A 17,235-nucleotide genomic window follows, 5' to 3' on the forward strand; every position below is an offset into this window, starting at 1 on the left:
GGCGGCTCACTGCACCGGCCACTGGAAGCACAACGCGTAGCCGTCGGGGTCGTGCAGGGTGAGTTGCTTCATGCCGTAGGGCGCGACCTCCGGGGGGTCGAGCGTGAGGCCTTTGGCGCGAAGGGCGGCGTAGGTCCCGTCGACATCCGGGCAGCCGAAGTAGATGCAGGTGTCCCCGTGTGCGGCCATGCGTGCCGGATCCGGCGCGGCGGGGCGATGTTCCGCCTCGTAGGCCGTGTTGAGCATGACGTTCGCACCGCCGAGCCGCAGCCAGCCCCAGTCGAAGGTATCGCCGTCGCGATCCGACGAGGCGTTCACGATCTCGAACCCGAGGACGTCCCGGTAGAAGCGGACCGACGCCGGCATGTCGAACACCTGCAGCAAGGCGCAGGCGTAGTCCAGTTCGATGGCCATTGCGTACCTCCGGTCGATCGCGGCGATGGGCGCAGGCTACGCCCGAATCCCCCATGTTTGCCGCTGTTCCCGCGCGCGCGTAAGGTGATCGCATGACGCCCTCCGAGCCCGCGCATACGTTGCTCGAACCGCCGGTCACCCCGGTGGTGCCCGAGTACGTGCTCGTGCTCGAAAAAGCCGCCGCCTACCTGCCGGCGGACCAGCACGCCCTGTTGCGCCGGGCCTGGATGGTCGGGGCCGCCGCCCACGTGGGCCAGACCCGCAAGTCCGGCGAGCCGTACATCACGCACCCGGTGGCGGTGGCCACGGTCCTGGCCGAAGAACGCCTGGACGTCGAAACACTGATCGCCGCCATCCTCCACGACACCATCGAAGACACGCCGCTCACCCGCGCGGCCATCGCCAAGGAATTCGGCGAAACGGTGGCCGACCTGGTCGACGGCGTCACCAAGCTGGACAAGCTGCACTTCCGCGATCGACAGGAAGCCGCCGCCGAAAGCTTCCGCAAGATGTTGCTGGCGATGGCGCGCGACCTGCGCGTGATCCTGATCAAGCTCGCCGACCGCCTGCACAACATGCGCACGCTCGGCGCGCAGAGCCCGGACGCACGCCGCCGCATCGCGACCGAAACGCTGGAGATCTACGCACCGATTGCGCAGCGCCTCGGCATGAACCTGATAAAGGCCGAGCTGCAGGACCTGGGCTTCCGCAACCTGCATCCGTGGCGCCATGCGGTGATCGAAAAGCGCATCCGCATGCAGCCGGTCGTGCGGCGCGAGGCGCTGACGCAGATCGAAGCGCGCCTGGCGCAGCGACTCACGAAGGAAGGCTTCTCGTATCGCCTCGTGGGCCGGATCAAGTCGCCGTGGAGCATCTACAGCAAGATGCGCGCGGAACAGAAATCGCTCGACCAGGTGATGGACGTGTTCGGTTTCCGCATCGTGGTGCGGACGGTGCCCGAGTGTTACCACGCCCTCGGCGTCGTGCACACGGCGTTCAAGCCGCTCGACGGGCGCTTCCGCGATTTCGTCGCGATCCCCAAAGCGAACGGCTACCAGTCGCTGCACACGGTGTTGTTCGGTCCTTACGGCTCGCCGATCGAAGTGCAGATCCGCACCGAAGAGATGGACCTGGTCGCCGAGCGCGGCATCGCGGCGCACTGGTCGTACAAGCATGGCGGCGATTCGCCGACGAGCGCGCAGAGCCGCGCGCACCAATGGATCGCCAACCTCGTCGAATCGCAGCGCGCCACCGGCTCGTCGCTGGAGTTCCTCGAAAACGTCAAGGTCGACCTGTTCCCGGACGAGGTCTACCTGTTCACGCCGAAGGGCGCGATCCTCTCGCTGCCGCGCAACGCCACCGTGCTCGACTTCGCGTATGCGGTGCATACCGACGTGGGCAACAAGGCCGTCGCCGCGCGCGTGGATCGCACGCTGGTGCCGCTGCGCACCAAGCTGGTGAGCGGCCAGACGGTGGAGATCATCACCGCGAAGTCCTCGGCGCCGAAGCCGCAGTGGCTGGAGTTCGTCGTCTCCGGCAAGGCGCGCACCGCGATCCGCCACCAGCTCAAGCACCTGGAACACGAGGATGCGGTGCAGCTGGGCCATCGCATGCTGGATCGCGCGCTGGAAGGGCTGGGCACTTCGCTGGATCGCTTGCCGCAACAGCACCTGGACAGCTACCTCGCCGAGCATCGCTATCCGCGCCTGGAAGCGCTGCTCGCCGACATCGCGCTCGGCAACCGCATGCCGTCGCACGTGGCCAAGGTGCTGGCGCGCCGCACGCCGGACGTCGCCGATACCGGCATCGACGACCTGCTCGATGCCTCGGGCCTGCGCCCGGCGACCGACAAGATCCTGATCACCGGCAGCGAGCGAGGCGTCATCACCTTCGCCAACTGCTGCCTGCCCATTCCCGGCGACGAGATCATGGGCTACCACACTGCCGGCCGCGGCATCGTGGTGCATCGCATGGAATGTCCCAACGTCGCTGAGCTGCGCAAGTCGCCGGAACGCTGGGTGCCGGTGGACTGGGACCGCGAAGTCACCGGCGATTACCAGGCCGCGCTCAAGATCGAAGTCGACAACCGCCCGGGCGTGCTGGCACAGGTGGCGGCGGCGATCGCGCAGGCCGAGTCGAACATCGACCGCGTGGAATACGTCGAGCGCGACAGCAACGTCAGCGCCATCCGCTTCTCGATCGACGTGCACGACCGCAAGCATCTCGCGGACGTGATCCGCCGCGTGCGCCGCCTGGGCGTCGTGCACGGGGTCGAGCGGCTCTGACGTAAACTCGCGGCATCGCTTTCGAAGGAGCCTTCCATGCCGCGCCAACCCGTCCATACCGATCGTGCGCCCGCCGCCATCGGGCCGTATTCGCAGGCCGTGCAGCGCAACGGCATGGTGTTCCTGTCGGGGCAGATTCCCCTGGACCCCGCGACCGGGCTGATCGTGGAAGGCGACATCGAGGCGCAGGCGCGCCGCGCCTTCGACAACCTGCGCGCGGTGTGCGAAGCCGCGGGCGGCACGCTCGACGACGTGGTCCGCCTCGGGCTCTACCTCACCGACCTCGGCCAGTTCGCGCAGGTGAACCAGGTGATGTCCGAATACTTCGCAGCCCCGTACCCGGCGCGCTCGACGATCGGTGTCGCGTCGCTGCCGCGCGGCGCGCAGTTCGAGGTCGACGCGATTTTGATGCTCGACTGACGCTTGGCTCGCGTCGCACGTCCGCTGCCTGCCTTCGCCGTCGTCGGCGACACGCCGTTGTCGTCGTTGCCCGGCGTCGGTCCGCGCGTGGCGGAAAAGCTCGCGACACGCGGGCTGCTCACGCTGCAGGACCTGTGGTTGCACCTTCCGCGGCAATACGAAGACCGCACGTCGATCACGCACATCCGCGACCTGCGGCCGGGCGTTGCGGCGCAAGTGGAAGGTGTTGTCGAAGCCGTCGATCGCGGCTTCCGTTTCCGGCCTTCCTTGCGCGTGGCCATCGGCGACGAATCGCAGGGAACGCTGGTGCTGCGCTTCTTCCATTTCCGCGCGCAGCAGGCGGCGCAGTTCTCGCCGGGCACGCGCGTGCGTTGCTACGGCATGCCGCGCATGGGCGGGAAGGGCGGCATGGAGATGGTGCATCCGAGTTATCGCGTCGTCGGCGAAGCGGGCGATGAAGCGCTCAACGAACGCCTCGATCCGGTGTATCCGGCCATCGAAGGCATCGGGCCCGCGGCGCTGCGCAAGATGATCGGGCAAGCCCTGGATCGCTTGCCGGAGGCCGAAGCGCTCGAGTTGTTGCCTGAAGCGATGCGCGACGAACTGCAACTGCCGTCCTTGCGCGAGGCCTTGCTGACGATGCATCGTCCGCCGCGCGATGCCGACGTCGCCGCGTTGCTCGCCGGCACGCATCCGGCCCAGCAGCGCCTGGCGCTGGAAGAACTGCTCGCGCACCACCTGAGCCTGCGTCGCCAGCGCATCGCCCTGCAGGCGCATCGCGCACCGGCGTTGGCGGGGAAGGGCGCGTTGGCGCAACGCTTGCGCAAGCAATTGCCCTTCGCGCTGACCGGCGCGCAGGAACGCGTGTATGCGCAGATCCGCCACGACCTCGCACAGCCGCATCCGATGCTGCGCCTGGTGCAGGGCGACGTGGGCAGCGGCAAGACGGTGGTCGCGGCGATGGCGGCGATGCTGGCCGTGGAGTCCGGTCGCCAGGTGGCGCTCATGGCGCCGACCGAACTGCTCGCCGAACAACACCTGGCCAACCTGCGCGCCTGGCTCGAGCCGCTCGGCGTGCGCGTGGCCTGGCTCGCGGGCAAGGTGACGGGTCGGGCGCGCACGCAGGTGCTGGCGGCCGTCGCTTCGGGCGAAGCGCAGATGGTGGTCGGTACGCACGCGCTGATGCAGGAACACGTGGCGTTCGACGATCTCGCCCTGGCCATCGTGGACGAGCAGCATCGCTTCGGCGTGCACCAGCGCCTCGCCCTGCGCGACAAGGGCGCGGGTGGCGATCGCGTGCCGCACCAGTTGGTGATGACCGCCACGCCCATTCCACGCACGCTGGCGATGGCGGCCTACGCGGACCTGGACGTCTCGGCGATCGACGAACTGCCGCCGGGCCGCACGCCGGTGCAGACGGTGGCGATCAGCGCGGACAAGCGGCCCGGATTGGTCGAACGCATTCGCGCGGCGTGTGCGGAGGGTCGCCAGGCGTATTGGGTCTGCACGCTCATCGACGACAGCGACGAAGTCGTCGCGCAGGCCGCGCAGAGCACGTTCGATGCACTCTCCGCCGCGTTGCCGGAAGTGCGGGTGGGCCTCGTGCACGGGCGCATGAAGGCAGCGGAGAAGCAGGCGACGATGCGCGCGTTCAAGGACGGCACGCTGGGCTTGCTGGTCGCCACGACCGTGATCGAAGTCGGCGTCGATGTTCCGAACGCATCGCTCATGGTCGTGGAAAATGCCGAGCGCCTCGGCCTGTCGCAGCTGCACCAGTTGCGCGGGCGCGTGGGGCGGGGCAGTGCCGCCTCCAGTTGCGTGCTGCTCTACCAGTCGCCCTTGTCGCAGATGGCCAAGCAGCGCCTGGAAACCATGCGCGAGACGAACGATGGGTTCGTCATCGCCGAGAAGGACCTGCAATTGCGCGGACCCGGCGAATTGCTCGGCACGCGCCAGACGGGGCTTGCGGCCTTCCGCGTGGCGGACCTGGTCCGCGATGCCGCGCTGCTGCCGCGCGTGCGCACACTCGCCGATCGCCTGCTGGCCGACGATGCTGCGCTCGCCGATCGCGTCGTGCAGCGCTGGGTCGGCGGCGCCGCGCGTTACGCTTCCGCCTGATCCCAATTCGAATCCGGGAATACCCATGGACCGCATTCCGCTGCTCATCGATACCGACCCCGGCGTCGACGACGCCCTCGCGCTGCTGATGGCCTTCAATTCGCCGCACCACCAGGTCGTCGGACTGACGATCCCCGCGGGCAACGTGGGCCTGGTGCACACGGTGCGCAATGCACTGAAGCTGTGCGACGTGGTGGGCAGCAACGCGCCGGTGTTCGCCGGCGCGGATTCGCCCTTGCTGCATCCGGCGCGTGATGCGGCCTACGTCCACGGGCGCGACGGATTCGGCGACACGGAATACGAAACCGCCGCGCGCCTGGCCGAAGGCGAGCACGCCGCGCTCGCACTCCTGCGCCTGTCGCACGCGCACGCCGGGCAATTGGTCGTGGTGGCGCTCGGGCCGCTGACCAACATCGCCCTCGCGTTGAAGCTCGATCCGACCCTGGTGCGCCGCGTCGCGCGGCTGGTGGTCATGGGCGGCGCCGTGACGGCGCACGGCAATATCACGGCGGCAGCGGAGTTCAACATCGCCTTCGATCCGGAAGCGGCGCACATCGTGTTCTCTTCCTTCCCTTGCACCGAACTCGCGGACTGGGAAGTGGTGATGGCGCACGGGTTCCCGCATGCGGAGTTCGAGCGCTGGCTCGCGGCGCCGTCGCGGCGTGCGCGCTTCTACGACGCGATCTCGCGGCGCACGCGCGAGTGGGCGTCGGAACGGCGCGGCGACCACTGGCACTCGGCCGACGCGCTGGCGATGGCGCTCGCGCTGCACCCGACCGGCGCAATCGAAATGGTCGAACGCCCGTTGGTGGTCGAACTCGAAGGACGGCACGCGCGCGGCGCGACCATCGTCGACTGGCGCCGCGAAGAAGGGCGCCCGGACAACGTCCGCATCCTGCGTCGCTACCACCAGCCGACCTTCGAGCACCTCATCGAAGCGGCGCTCGCCTCGGACCGATCCCCCGAGGCCTGAGTCTCGCCCTCCCATCGGCCCCGGCCCGCGCCATCGCCCGATGTCCCCGGGTCGGGCGGTGCCTGGCGGCCACACCCTCCCAAACGCGATGGCTCAGCAGGGTTGCGCCGGACTCAGCTGGCCGGCTAGAATGCCGCTCTTTCCTCGCACAGATTTGGTGGCAGCCATGAAGGCCGGCATCCATCCCGAATATCGTCCCGTCGTCTTCCACGACGTGACCTCCGATTTCAAGATCCTCACCCGCTCGACGCTTTCCTCCAAGGAAACCGTGAAGTGGGAAGACGGGCAGGAGTATCCGCTCGTGAAGGTCGAAATTTCCTCCGCGACGCACCCGTTCTACACGGGCAAGAACAAGGTGATCGACACCAGCGGCCGCGTGGACAAGTTCCGCAAGCGCTACGGCGCGCAGAAGTAAGCATTCCACCGGCAGCGTGCCTCGCACGCATGTCGATGACGAGACGGCCACCCATCGGTGGCCGTTTTCGTTTGCGCGTTCGTTGCTGTCGAGTGAAGAGTTTTAGTGCATTCCTTCAGTTCCGGCACAACGCACCCACCTCGGCCATAGGTCGAAAGTCCGGGCGCTCCATACCGCCGGCCATGCAATAATTCCGGCCCTCCGCGGCACGCCCGCGGCTGTGTTCGCCGCCCCGCGCGCGCTGGGCGCACAGAATTCCCAAGGAGTGCCTTGTGTCCAAACTCGACCAGGTGACGCTGACCGCTGGCGACAAGAACGTCGCGCTTCCGGTGCAGCATCCCGTGCTCGGCCAGCCGTGCATCGACATCGCGAAGCTGCCGAAGGAAACCGGTTGCTTCACCTACGATCCGGGCTTCACCGCCACTGCCGCGTGCAAGTCGGCGATCACCTATATCGACGGCGATGCCGGCGTGCTGCTGTACCGCGGCTACCCGATCGAACAGCTCGCGAAGCATTCGAGCTTCCTCGAAGTCGCGTACCTGCTGATGAACGGCGAGCTGCCGTCGAAGACGCAGTTCGATTCGTTCGAGCACGAAGTCACGCATCACACGATGATGCACGAGGCGTTCCGCACCTTCCTGTACGGCTTCCGCCACGACGCGCATCCGATGGCGATGATGGTCGGCATGCTCGGTTCGATGGCGAGCTTCTACCACGGCTCCCTCGACCTGGACGACGCCGAACAGCGCCGCCTCGCCGCGATCCGCCTGATCGCGAAGGTGCCGACGATCGCGGCCGCGTGCTACCGCTATTCGATCGGCTGGCCGATCCGCTACCCGAAGAACAACCTCGAATACACGACGCGCTTCCTGCACATGATGAAGGAAGTGCCGAGCGAGCCGCTGGAGCTCAGCCCGACCGCCGCGAAGGCGCTGGACCTGCTCTTCATCCTGCACGCCGACCACGAACAGAACGCGTCGACCTCGACCGTCCGCCTCGTCGGTTCCACCGGCGCCAACCCCTACGCGTGCGTCGCCGCCGGCGTCGCCGCGCTGTGGGGGCCCGCGCATGGTGGTGCGAACGAAGCCGTGCTCAAGATGCTCGAGGAAATCGGCCGTCCGGAGAACGTCGGTTCCGCCGTCGCGAAGGCGAAGGACAAGGAATCGGGCTTCCGCCTGATGGGCTTCGGCCATCGCGTGTACAAGAACTTCGACCCGCGCGCGAAGATCATCCGCGAGATGACCTACAAGGTGCTGGACGAGCTGGGCGTGAGCGATCCGCTGCTCGACGTGGCGGTGAAGCTGGAAGAGGCGGCGCTGAAGGACGAGTACTTCGTGCAGCGCAAGCTCTATCCGAACGTCGATTTCTATTCGGGCATCATCTACAAGGCGCTGGGCATTCCGACCGAGATGTTCACCGTGATGTTCGCGATTGCGCGCACGGCGGGTTGGGTGTCGCATTGGCTGGAGCAGCAGACGGATCCGGAATTCAAGATCGGCCGTCCGCGCCAGATCTACACCGGGTACGCGGAACGCGACTACGTGGATCTCGGCAAGCGCTGATTGCGCGACGCTGCTGGAAACAAACGAAGCCCTGCGGAAGCGGGGCTTTCGTTTTTTGGTTCGCCGCTCCACAAGACGGGCGTTCCGCCGCGAGCCGTCGCGTGCTCCTCGCCGCTCACATACAGCAAGCTCCCGTCGAGGAGCACACGGCATCTCACGTCGGCCCGCTTCGCGACTTGATGCCCTCGCGGAGCGTCTGGAGTCGTGGGCGCGCCGCGATTGGATCGCGTGCGCCAACACCGTAGCTTCGGATCGTCGGCCCGTCGCCCACCTCGGCGCTGCGCCGTCGCGTGCGTCACCTTCGGCAGGCAACGTGCCTAGCGAGATTTGTGGGCACGCGCCCCTTCGGACCGAAGGGTGCGTCCCCTGAATTGATATCTAGGCACCTTGCCCTCCGAAGCGGGACGCACATGCCGATGCAGCGAGCGAGGGGGCAAAGTGCCGACCTTCCGCAGCCGGAAGTTGGCGCAGGCGATCGCATCGCGGTGGCACGCGGCTTCCAGACGCTCCGCGCAAACATCGGATCGCGAGCGGGCCGACGTGAGATGTCGTGTGCTCCTCGACGGGAGCTTGCTGTATGTGAGCGGCGAGGAGCACACGGCAGCTCGCGGCGGAACGCCCCTCTTGTGGAGGCGACGGACTCAACCGCCAGCTTCGTACCCAGCGATCTCGTCGTCGAGCATCAACGCCCGCAGCTGCACCGCCGAAGCCCGCTTCATCGGCTTCTCGTCGATCGAAGACAGCGGCGCCTGCCGCAGCGCATCGCGCGGCAAGACCGTGAGATCGAAGGTCAGGTCTTCCGCACTGAAGACCCACACCGTCACGTCCCCCGCGCGCTCCCGATCGAAGCGGACGCGGCGCGAACGCGCCTCCGCGGGAATCGCATGCTGGTCCAGGTGGCGCGCCACCGCATCCACCTCGTCGGTGTACAGATGCAAGGCCACCGGCGAATGACGATCCGCCGTGCCGTCGAGCACCGGCCCGACCAGGCGCGCATCGAAAGCCGCGAAGAACTCCAGCGCACGCAAGGCCGCTTCGCGCCTCTGGCGCAAACCGCTCGCCTGCGCGTCGCCCTGGAACAAGCGCTGGTACTCGCGCAGCGCATCTTCGATTTCGCGATTGCGCGGCAACGACGCATCGTCGTGGATGCCCAGCCGGTCGGCGGCCTTGAGCTTGGCCTGGTGGTAGTCGCGGATGCCGCCTTCGGCCATGAGCCGCGCGGCCTCGTGGGCGAGGCGGCGGCGACGTTCGTTGGTGCGGGTCTGCGCGTGCTGGCGGGCGTGGTGCATGGCGCGCTCCTGAGGCAAGACCCGGGCCGACTGTAACGCATCGGCCCGGCGCCCCGGCGTCACCGGGGCATCAGAAAATGTCGAAGGTCTCTTCGCTCGGCGCCTGGTCCTGCGGGCCGTAGTCCACGTAGGTTTCCATCTTCTCGAGGTCTTCGGTCTTGACCCATTCGACGATGCCGCCGTTCCCTTCCGGGATCAGCTGGCCGCCGGCGCCGACCGACACCTGGACCATGCCCTCCGGCGGATCGTTGGTCATCACCGGGCGGCCCTTGAGCGCCACGCGCATGTAGTCGATCCAGATCGGCAACGCGGCCTTGCCGCCGTATTCCCTGTAGCCGAGCGACTTGAAGTCGTCGCGGCCGACCCAGACGGTGGTGACCACGCCGCCGCCGAAGCCCGAGAACCAGGCGTCGCGATGGTCGTTCGTCGAACCGGTCTTGCCGCCGACGTCTTCACGCTCCAGCACCTTCGCGGGCGTGCCGGTGCCGCGCTGCACGACGTCGCGCATCATCGACACCAGCTGGTAGGCCACGCGCGCATCGATCGCCGGCTGCGCGAGCACCGCGTCGGCGGGCGGCCTGGTCGGCGCGGCGACCTTCTCGGGCGACTTCGCGGTGGAGGCGACCGTCGGCGCGTTGCCGAGGTCGAAGCCGTCGACGACGTTCGACTGGATTTCCTGGCCCACGCGCACACCGCAACCGTGGCACGCGATCGCCGGCTTTTCCTTGAAGATCATCTTGCCGTTGCGGTCCTTCACCTCGTCGACGAACCACGGCGTGATCAGGTAACCCCCGTTGGCGAAGGCGGCGTAACCACGCGCGACCGAGATCGGCGAGAGCGAGGCGGTGCCGAGCGACATCGACAGGTTCGGCGGCAGGTCGGCTTCGTTGAAGCCGAAGTGCGCGATGTACTTGCGCGCGTAATCCACGCCGATTGCATCGAGCAGCCGCACCGACACGAGGTTGCGCGATTGCACGAGCGCCTCGCGCAGGCGCATGGGGCCGGCGAAGTTGCCGGTGTCGTTCTGCGGGCGCCAGATGTGGCCGCGGCGATCCTTGAACACCACCGGGGCGTCGAGCACGATCGAGGCCGGATTGAAGCCGCGTTCGAAGGCCGCGGCATACAGGAACGGCTTGAAGCTCGAACCCGGCTGGCGGCGCGCCTGCGTGGCGCGGTTGAACTTGTTGGCGGCGAAGCTGAAACCACCCGCGAGCGCGCGCAGTGCGCCGGTGTCCGCTTCGAGCGAGACGAGCGCCGACTGCGCGCCCGGCAACTGACCCAGCGTCCACTTCGGCGTTGCGTCGACGACGGGCTTCGGCGCTTCGCCTTCCTTCACCGGCGCCACCTGCGGCAGGTCGCGCCGCACGCGCACGATGTCGCCGCGCTTGAGCAACGCCGCCGGCGTCCGGCCGGTCCACTGGCTCGTGGACGGGCCGAGGTCGACGTGGGTGCCGTCGGCCAGCACGACGTTCGCGTCGCTGCCGCTCGTGTCCGTCACGATCGCCGGCATCAGTGCACCCTGCGTGACCATGCCGCGCATGTGTGCAAGCAGCGCCGCATCGTTTTCATCCGGCTGCAGTTCGAGGTGCTTTTCCGCGCCGCGCCAGCCATGGCGATGGTCGTAGGTTTCCAGGCCGTCGCGGATCGCCTGGTCGGCGGCCGCCTGCAGCGCCGGATCGATCGTCGTGGTGACGTGGTAACCCTTGGTGAGCACGTCGCCGCCGAAGCGCGCCACCATCTCCTGGCGCACCATCTCCGCGACATACGGCGCATACACCTCGATCGGACGTTCGTGCGGCGCGGCGTGCATCGGCGCGGCCACCGCCATCTGTTCGTCGGAGGCGGGGATGAAGCCGAGCTCGCGCATGCGCTGCAGCACGTAATCGCGACGCGCCTTCGCCCGCTCGGGATTGGTGATCGGGTTGCCGCTGGACGGGAACTTCGGGATCGACGCGAGCGAGGCCATCTCGTCGAGCGTGAGCTGGTCGACGGTCTTGCCGTAGTAGAACTCGGCCGCCGCGGCCACGCCGTAGGCGCGATTGCCGAAGAAACTCTTGTTGAGATAGAGCTCGAAGATCTCGTCCTTCGTCAGCTCGTTCTCCATGCGCATCGCCAGCATCATTTCGGCGAGCTTGCGCGTGTAGCTGTACTCGGAGCTCAGGAAGAACTGGCGCGCGACCTGCTGGGTGATCGTCGAACCGCCGGGCACGCGCTTGTCGTTGGTGGTGGCCAGCAGCCACACCGCGCGCGCGACGCCCTTGTAGTCCACGCCGTGGTGCTCGTAGAAGCGCGAGTCCTCGATGGCGATGAAGGCCTGCTTCAGGCGCGGCGGCACCTTTTCGATATCGATGGGGTAGCGGCGCGTCTCCCCGAACAGGGCCATCAGGCGCCCGTCGCGCGAATAGACGTACAGGGGCTCCTGGAGCTCGACGGTCCGGAGCTGGTCGACGTCGGGCAGCTTGGGGGCGATCAGGAAGTAGAGGAAGGCCAGCCCCAGCGCACCCAGGACCGCCACACCGAGGAACGCGAGGAGCCCCCAGCGCAGCAAACGACGAAAACGTGACATCAAACGGGTCCGATTGCGGGTGTCGTGGCCCCGGAGTATAGAGGAGCTGTGCATGCGTCCCGAGACGTCCTGAAAGGGCTCTCCATCACGTTCATGCAGGGGAGTGCCGGGGAAATGCAGGACTTGTGACCGCCGCCCGGGAGAGGGGTGGTTGCCAGAACGTTTAAAGTCCGTTATCTAATGCACTGGGGCACGAAGTGCGCGTAAGCGCCCGTGAATAGGGGAGAAATCGTGGGACTGATCACAAATAGTCAGCCGCCGCTGATTGGCGTCGACATCAGCTCGACCGCCGTAAAGCTGCTGCAGCTCTCCCGTGCCGGGAATCGCTACCGCGTGGAGCATTACGCGGTCGAGCCGCTGCCGCCCAATGCGGTCGTGGAAAAGAACATCGTCGAGGTCGAGGCCGTCGGCGAGGCCATCAAGCGGGCGGTCGCCCGCTCCGGGGCCCGGGCGCGGCATGCCGCGGCGGCCGTGGCGGGGTCGGCGGTGATCACCAAGATCATCCCGATGCCGGCGGACCTGGACGAGGACGACCTGGAATCCCAGGTCGAGCTCGAGGCCGTCAACTACATCCCGTACCCGATCGAGGAAGTGAATCTCGACTTCGAGGTCCTCGGGGCCATGCCCGGCAACGCGGAAATGGTGCAGGTGCTGCTCGCAGCCTCGCGCACCGAGAACGTGGACGCCCGGGTCTCCGCGCTGGAGCTCGGCGGACTGACCGCGAAGGTCATGGACGTCGAAGCCTTCGCCATCGAGAACGCCTTCTCGCTGCTGGCCGACGGGTTGTCGGCGCCGCGCGACGGGATCGTCGCGATGGTCGATACCGGCGCGACCATGACCACGCTCAACATCCTGCGCAACGGTCGCAGCCTGTACAGCCGAGAGCAGGTCTTCGGCGGCAAGCAGCTCACCGACGAAGTCATGCGCCGCTACGGCCTGAGCTACGAAGAAGCCGGCCTTGCCAAGCGCCAGGGCGGCCTGCCTGAAAGCTACGACATCGAAGTCCTCGAGCCCTTCAAGGAAGCGATGGTCCAGCAGGTCAGCCGACTCCTGCAGTTCTTCTACGCGGGCAGTGAATTCAACCGCGTCGACCAGATCGTCCTCGCCGGCGGCTGCGCGTCCATCCCCGGCATCGCCGCGATGGTCGAGGAGCAGCTCGGCGTGCCGACCGTGGTCGCCAACCCGCTGGCGCAGATGACGCTCGGGCCGCGCGTGCAGGCACATGCCCTCGCACAGGACGCCCCCGCGCTGATGATCGCGTGCGGCCTCGCCCTGAGGAGCTTCGACTGATGGCACGGATCAATCTCCTCCCGTGGCGCGCAGAGCGCCGCCGCGTCCGCCAGAAGGAATTCATGGCGATGCTGGGCGCCTCGGCAGTGGCCGCGGCCGTCGTCTCGTTCCTGATCTTCATGTTCTACAACGGCCTGATCAGCGGCGAGAAGGAACGCAACGACTACCTGCGCGAGCAGATCACGCAGGTCGACGCCAAGATCAAGGAAATCGAAGCGCTCGACGAGAAGAAGCAGAAGCTCCTGGCGCGCAAGGAAGTCATCGAGAAGCTGCAGGCGAACCGCTCGCAGATGGTGCACCTGTTCGATTCGCTGGTGCGCACCATCCCCGACGGCGTAACGCTCACGACCATCCAGCAGGATGGCGAGCAGCTCACGCTGAAGGGTCGCTCGCAGTCCAACGCGCGCGTCAGTACCTACATGCGCAACCTGGAAAGCTCGGGCTGGATGACCAACCCGGAGCTGTCGGTCATCGAAGCGCGCGGCACCAACAAGGGGCTGCCCTACGAGTTCGACCTGACCGTCAAGCTCGCGAACCCGAATGCACCGGTGGACACCGACGGTGACGGCGTGCCCGACGCGGCCCCGGCCGTGGCGCCCGCTGCCGCGCCCAACGCCACGGCACCGGCGGCCCCGTCGACCGCCGCCGCACCCGCGGCGCCGGCCACGACCGCCAAGCCGCACAACCCCGCCGACGCCGTTGCCGCCCCTTCGATCGGAGCCGCGCCATGACCCAGAAAAAAATGGCGCTGAAAGACCTCAGCCTGAACAACACCGCGGTCTGGCCGCAGCAGTACAAGATCGCCCTGTGCGCGGTCGTCGCCGCCGCGATCATCGGCCTGGTCTGGTACTTCTTCGTCACCGGCCAGCGCGAGGAACTGCAGAAGCTCGAGTCCGAAGAAGCCGGCCTGCGCCAGGACTTCGAAACCAAGCAGGGTCGCGCCGCGAACCTCGAGCCGCTCAAGCAACAGCTCGCGCAGATGGAACAGCAGCTCCAGCAGATGCTGCGCCAGTTGCCGAGCAAGACCGAGATGCCGGACCTGATCATCGACATCTCGCAGACCGCGCTCGCCACGGGCATCACCAACGAGCTCTTCCAGCCGGGACCGGAAGCGCCGAAGGAGTTCTACGCCGAGAAGCCGATCCAGCTGCGCATGGTGGGCACGTACCACCAGTTCGGCGCGTTCGTCAGCGGCGTGGCCTCGCTGCCCCGCGTGGTGATCATGACGATGCACAACATCGTGCTGACGCCGCGCAACCCGACGCCGGGCGCCAAGATCGGCCCGAACAGCATCCTGCAGCTCGCCGGCACGGTGAAGACCTACCGTTACCTCGACGACAGCGAAACCGCCGCCGCGCAGCCTGGCGCCAAGCCGGCCGCGCCTGCGCCGAATAAGCAGGGAGGGGCAAAGTGATGGCCACCTGGCAATCCATGCGCGCATTCGCCGTCGTCGCAATGGTCCTCGCGCTCGCGGGCTGCGGTCGCAGCATCACGAGCAAATACGACGAGGCGCCCAACCTTGAAACGTGGGTCGCCGAAGTCAAGGCGCGCCCGGCACCTCCGCTCGACCCGCTGCCCGTGATGCAGCAGTTCGAGACTTTCGAATACGCCGCGCAGGCCCTGCGCGACCCCTTCAGCGAGGCCTTCACGGACATCAGCGGGGGCAGTGGCCCCCGCCCGGATCCGAACCGCCCGAAGCAGGTCCTCGAGCAATTCCCGCTCGACAGCCTGGACATGGTGGGGACGCTCGGCCGGGGAGGCGACCTGGTCGCGTTGGTCATGGCACCGGACAAGGTGACCTACCGCGTGCGACCCGGCGTGTACATGGGGCAGAGCGACGGTCGGGTGACCGCCGTCTATGAAGACCGCATCGAACTGGTGGAATTGGTGCCGGATGGCGCGGGTGGCTGGCTGGAGCGACCCGCTTCGGTCGCACTCGAAGATCAATAAGGGGATAGAGATGACCGTACTCAACGCCAAACGGATGCGGCCGGCACGGCGCCCCTACCTCCGGGCCGGGGCCCTCGGGCTCGCCATCGGGCTCATCGCGGCCGTCGGCGCCGTGGATGCCGCCCAGGGCGCGCAGACACCCGCGGCCCAGGCGCCTGCAAGCGCGCCGAAGCCCAACCTCGATCCGTCCAAGCAGGCACCCGGGCAGATCAGCGTTTCCAACATCGACTTCAAGCGTGGCGACGGCGGCTCGGGTCGGCTTGCACTCCGCTTCTCCGGCGGCGGCGCGATGCCCGACATGCGCAACGAAGGCTCGCGCGTGATCATCGACGTGGGTAACGCCAAGCTCCCGTCCACGTTGCAGAAGCCGATCGACGTGGTCGACTTCGCGACGCCCGTCCAGCGCATCGACGCGCGCGCCGACGGTGCAGGCACCAAGCTCGTGCTGGCCACCAACGGCAACTTCGAGTCGATGGCCTACCAGACCGGCAACGAATACGTCGTGGAGATCGTGCCCCGCGCGGTCGCCAAGGGCGTGGGCGCGACGGCGGCGGGACAGTCCACGACGATCGCGGCCCCGGTGCGTGCCTACAGTGGCCGCCCGGTGACCTTCAACTTCCAGGACGTGCCGGTGCGCACCGTCCTGCAGCTGATCGCCGAGGAATCCAACCTCAACGTCGTCGCCTCCGACACCGTCGCGGGCAACGTCACGCTGCGCCTGATCAACGTGCCGTGGGACCAGGCGCTGGACATCGTCCTGCGCGCCAAGGGTCTCGACAAGCGCCGCGACGGCAACGTGGTGTGGGTCGCGCCGCAGGATGAAATCGCCAAGTACGAACAGGCGAAGGAAGACGCGCGCATCGCGATCGAAAACCGCGCCGAGATGATCACCGAGTACATGCCGGTGAACTACGGCAACGCCGAAGACATCGCCAAGGTGCTGACCGAAGAGAGCAAGAACAGCGGCGGCGGCGGTGGTGCCGGTAGTGGCTCGCGCGGCTTCCTCTCGCCTCGCGGCAGCATCAGCTTCGATCGCCGCACCAACACGCTGCTGGTCATCGACATCCCGGCCAAGGTGTCGGAAGTCCGCCGCCTCGTGTCGATGCTCGACAAGCCGGTCGACCAGGTGCTGATCGAAGCGCGCATCGTCATCGCGACCGAATCCTTCGCCCGCGAACTCGGTGCCAAATTCGGCATCGCCGGCAAGCAGGAAAACGTCCTGTACAACGGCAGCGTCGACGCGAACACCGCCACGGCCAACTCGATCTCGGCCGCCGACCGCGCCAACTCCGCCGTGCCGCCGCCGATCCCGGCCGCGGTGCCGACGCTGACCAAGGCCCTCAACGTGAACCTGCCCGCGGTCAACGCCGCCGGCGCGCTCGCGCTGTCGATCATCAACGCCGGCTACGTGCTCGACATGGAACTCTCGGCCCTCCAGCAGGAAGGCCGCGGCGAGGTGATCTCCAACCCGCGCATCGTCACCAGCAACCAGAAGGAAGCGGTGATCCGCCAGGGCCAGGAAGTCGGCTACGTGACGATCTCGCAGCAGCAGGGCGCCGGCGCCGCCGCGATCCCGAACGTCCAGTTCAAGGACGTGCTGCTCGAGCTCAAGGTCACCCCGACCATCACCAACGACGGCCGCGTGTTCCTCAACATGGCCGTGAAGAAGGACGAAATCGAAGGCTTCGTGTCCTCGGGCATCGGTGACGTCCCGCAGATCAACAAGCGCGAGATCAACACCGCGGTGCTGATCGACAACGGCCAGACGGTGGTGATCGGCGGCGTGTACGAGTTCCGCGACCGCGCCGACGTGACCAAGGTGCCGTGGCTCGGTGACCTCCCGGTGATCGGCAACCTCTTCAAGAAGAAGGGCCGCACCAAGGAGAAGGCCGAACTGCTGATCTTCGTGACCCCGAAGGTGATGCAGGTCGCCCAGCGCAATTGATGTTCGCC

Annotated in this window: 14 protein-coding genes; 11 read left to right on the plus strand and 3 right to left on the minus strand. The window is 67.3% G+C overall.

All coding sequences use genetic code 11. The annotated features are described in order from the left end of the window. Nucleotides 1-6: 6 nt before the first annotated feature. A complete protein-coding gene (locus LVB87_RS06895; RefSeq protein WP_232900151.1) occupies nucleotides 7-414 on the minus strand; it encodes a VOC family protein in 408 nt (135 codons plus the stop codon). Between the two features lie 92 nt (nucleotides 415-506). Here LVB87_RS06895 and LVB87_RS06900 point away from each other — a divergent pair, with 92 nt between their 5' ends. The 6 genes from LVB87_RS06900 (at nucleotide 507) to LVB87_RS06925 (ending at nucleotide 8,187) form a co-directional block, all read left to right on the plus strand. After that, nucleotides 507-2,699 (plus strand): bifunctional (p)ppGpp synthetase/guanosine-3',5'-bis(diphosphate) 3'-pyrophosphohydrolase, encoded by a 2,193-nt coding sequence (locus LVB87_RS06900; protein ID WP_232900152.1) that lies wholly within the window; start codon nucleotides 507-509, stop codon nucleotides 2,697-2,699. 36 nt (nucleotides 2,700-2,735) lie between these two features. Then, entirely contained in the window at nucleotides 2,736-3,119 is a 384-nt protein-coding gene (locus LVB87_RS06905) for a RidA family protein (RefSeq protein ID WP_232900153.1), read from the plus strand. Between the two features lie 3 nt (nucleotides 3,120-3,122). Next, nucleotides 3,123-5,237, plus strand: a complete 2,115-nt coding sequence (recG, locus tag LVB87_RS06910) for an ATP-dependent DNA helicase RecG (RefSeq protein ID WP_232900154.1) — start codon at nucleotides 3,123-3,125, stop codon at nucleotides 5,235-5,237. A gap of 25 nt (nucleotides 5,238-5,262) precedes the next feature. Continuing rightward, nucleotides 5,263-6,210: a nucleoside hydrolase gene (locus LVB87_RS06915; protein WP_232900155.1), complete on the plus strand. Its 948-nt coding sequence runs from the start codon at nucleotides 5,263-5,265 to the stop codon at nucleotides 6,208-6,210. A 166-nt stretch (nucleotides 6,211-6,376) separates the two neighbouring features. After that, nucleotides 6,377-6,625, plus strand: coding sequence for a type B 50S ribosomal protein L31 (locus LVB87_RS06920; protein WP_232900156.1), 249 nt, complete (start codon nucleotides 6,377-6,379; stop codon nucleotides 6,623-6,625). Between the two features lie 272 nt (nucleotides 6,626-6,897). Next, nucleotides 6,898-8,187 (plus strand): citrate synthase, encoded by a 1,290-nt coding sequence (locus LVB87_RS06925; protein ID WP_232900158.1) that lies wholly within the window; start codon nucleotides 6,898-6,900, stop codon nucleotides 8,185-8,187. A gap of 641 nt (nucleotides 8,188-8,828) precedes the next feature. On the opposite strand, the gene LVB87_RS06930 is transcribed toward LVB87_RS06925, so the two are convergent. After that, nucleotides 8,829-9,476: a hypothetical protein gene (locus LVB87_RS06930; protein ID WP_232900164.1), complete on the minus strand. Its 648-nt coding sequence runs from the start codon at nucleotides 9,474-9,476 to the stop codon at nucleotides 8,829-8,831. A 70-nt stretch (nucleotides 9,477-9,546) separates the two neighbouring features. Then, nucleotides 9,547-12,042, minus strand: a complete 2,496-nt coding sequence (locus LVB87_RS06935) for a penicillin-binding protein 1A (protein ID WP_232900165.1) — start codon at nucleotides 12,040-12,042, stop codon at nucleotides 9,547-9,549. Nucleotides 12,043-12,273: 231 nt separating this feature from the next. Between LVB87_RS06935 and LVB87_RS06940 the strand changes: the two genes are divergently transcribed. Genes LVB87_RS06940 through LVB87_RS06960 form a run of 5 tightly spaced genes read left to right on the plus strand, consistent with a single transcriptional unit; the run spans nucleotide 12,274 to nucleotide 17,227 of the window. Next, complete coding sequence (locus tag LVB87_RS06940) at nucleotides 12,274-13,332, plus strand: pilus assembly protein PilM (RefSeq protein ID WP_232900167.1); 1,059 nt, start codon at nucleotides 12,274-12,276, stop codon at nucleotides 13,330-13,332. Further along, on the plus strand, nucleotides 13,332-14,063 hold the full coding sequence (locus LVB87_RS06945; protein WP_232900168.1) for a PilN domain-containing protein: 732 nt from the start codon (nucleotides 13,332-13,334) through the stop codon (nucleotides 14,061-14,063). Before LVB87_RS06940 ends, LVB87_RS06945 begins: the two co-directional genes overlap by 1 nt. After that, entirely contained in the window at nucleotides 14,060-14,746 is a 687-nt protein-coding gene (gene pilO, locus LVB87_RS06950) for a type 4a pilus biogenesis protein PilO (protein ID WP_232900170.1), read from the plus strand. Before LVB87_RS06945 ends, pilO begins: the two co-directional genes overlap by 4 nt. Next, nucleotides 14,746-15,282 carry a pilus assembly protein PilP gene (locus LVB87_RS06955; protein ID WP_232900171.1) on the plus strand — a complete coding sequence of 179 codons (537 nt, stop codon included), beginning with the start codon at nucleotides 14,746-14,748 and terminating at the stop codon, nucleotides 15,280-15,282. The genes pilO and LVB87_RS06955 overlap by 1 nt, the downstream gene beginning before the upstream one ends. A 10-nt stretch (nucleotides 15,283-15,292) precedes the next feature. After that, entirely contained in the window at nucleotides 15,293-17,227 is a 1,935-nt protein-coding gene (locus LVB87_RS06960) for a type IV pilus secretin PilQ family protein (protein ID WP_232900173.1), read from the plus strand. The last annotated feature ends 8 nt before the right edge of the window (nucleotides 17,228-17,235 follow it).

It is taken from the genome of Lysobacter sp. KIS68-7, from assembly GCF_021284745.1.
Lineage (GTDB): Bacteria > Pseudomonadota > Gammaproteobacteria > Xanthomonadales > Xanthomonadaceae > Noviluteimonas.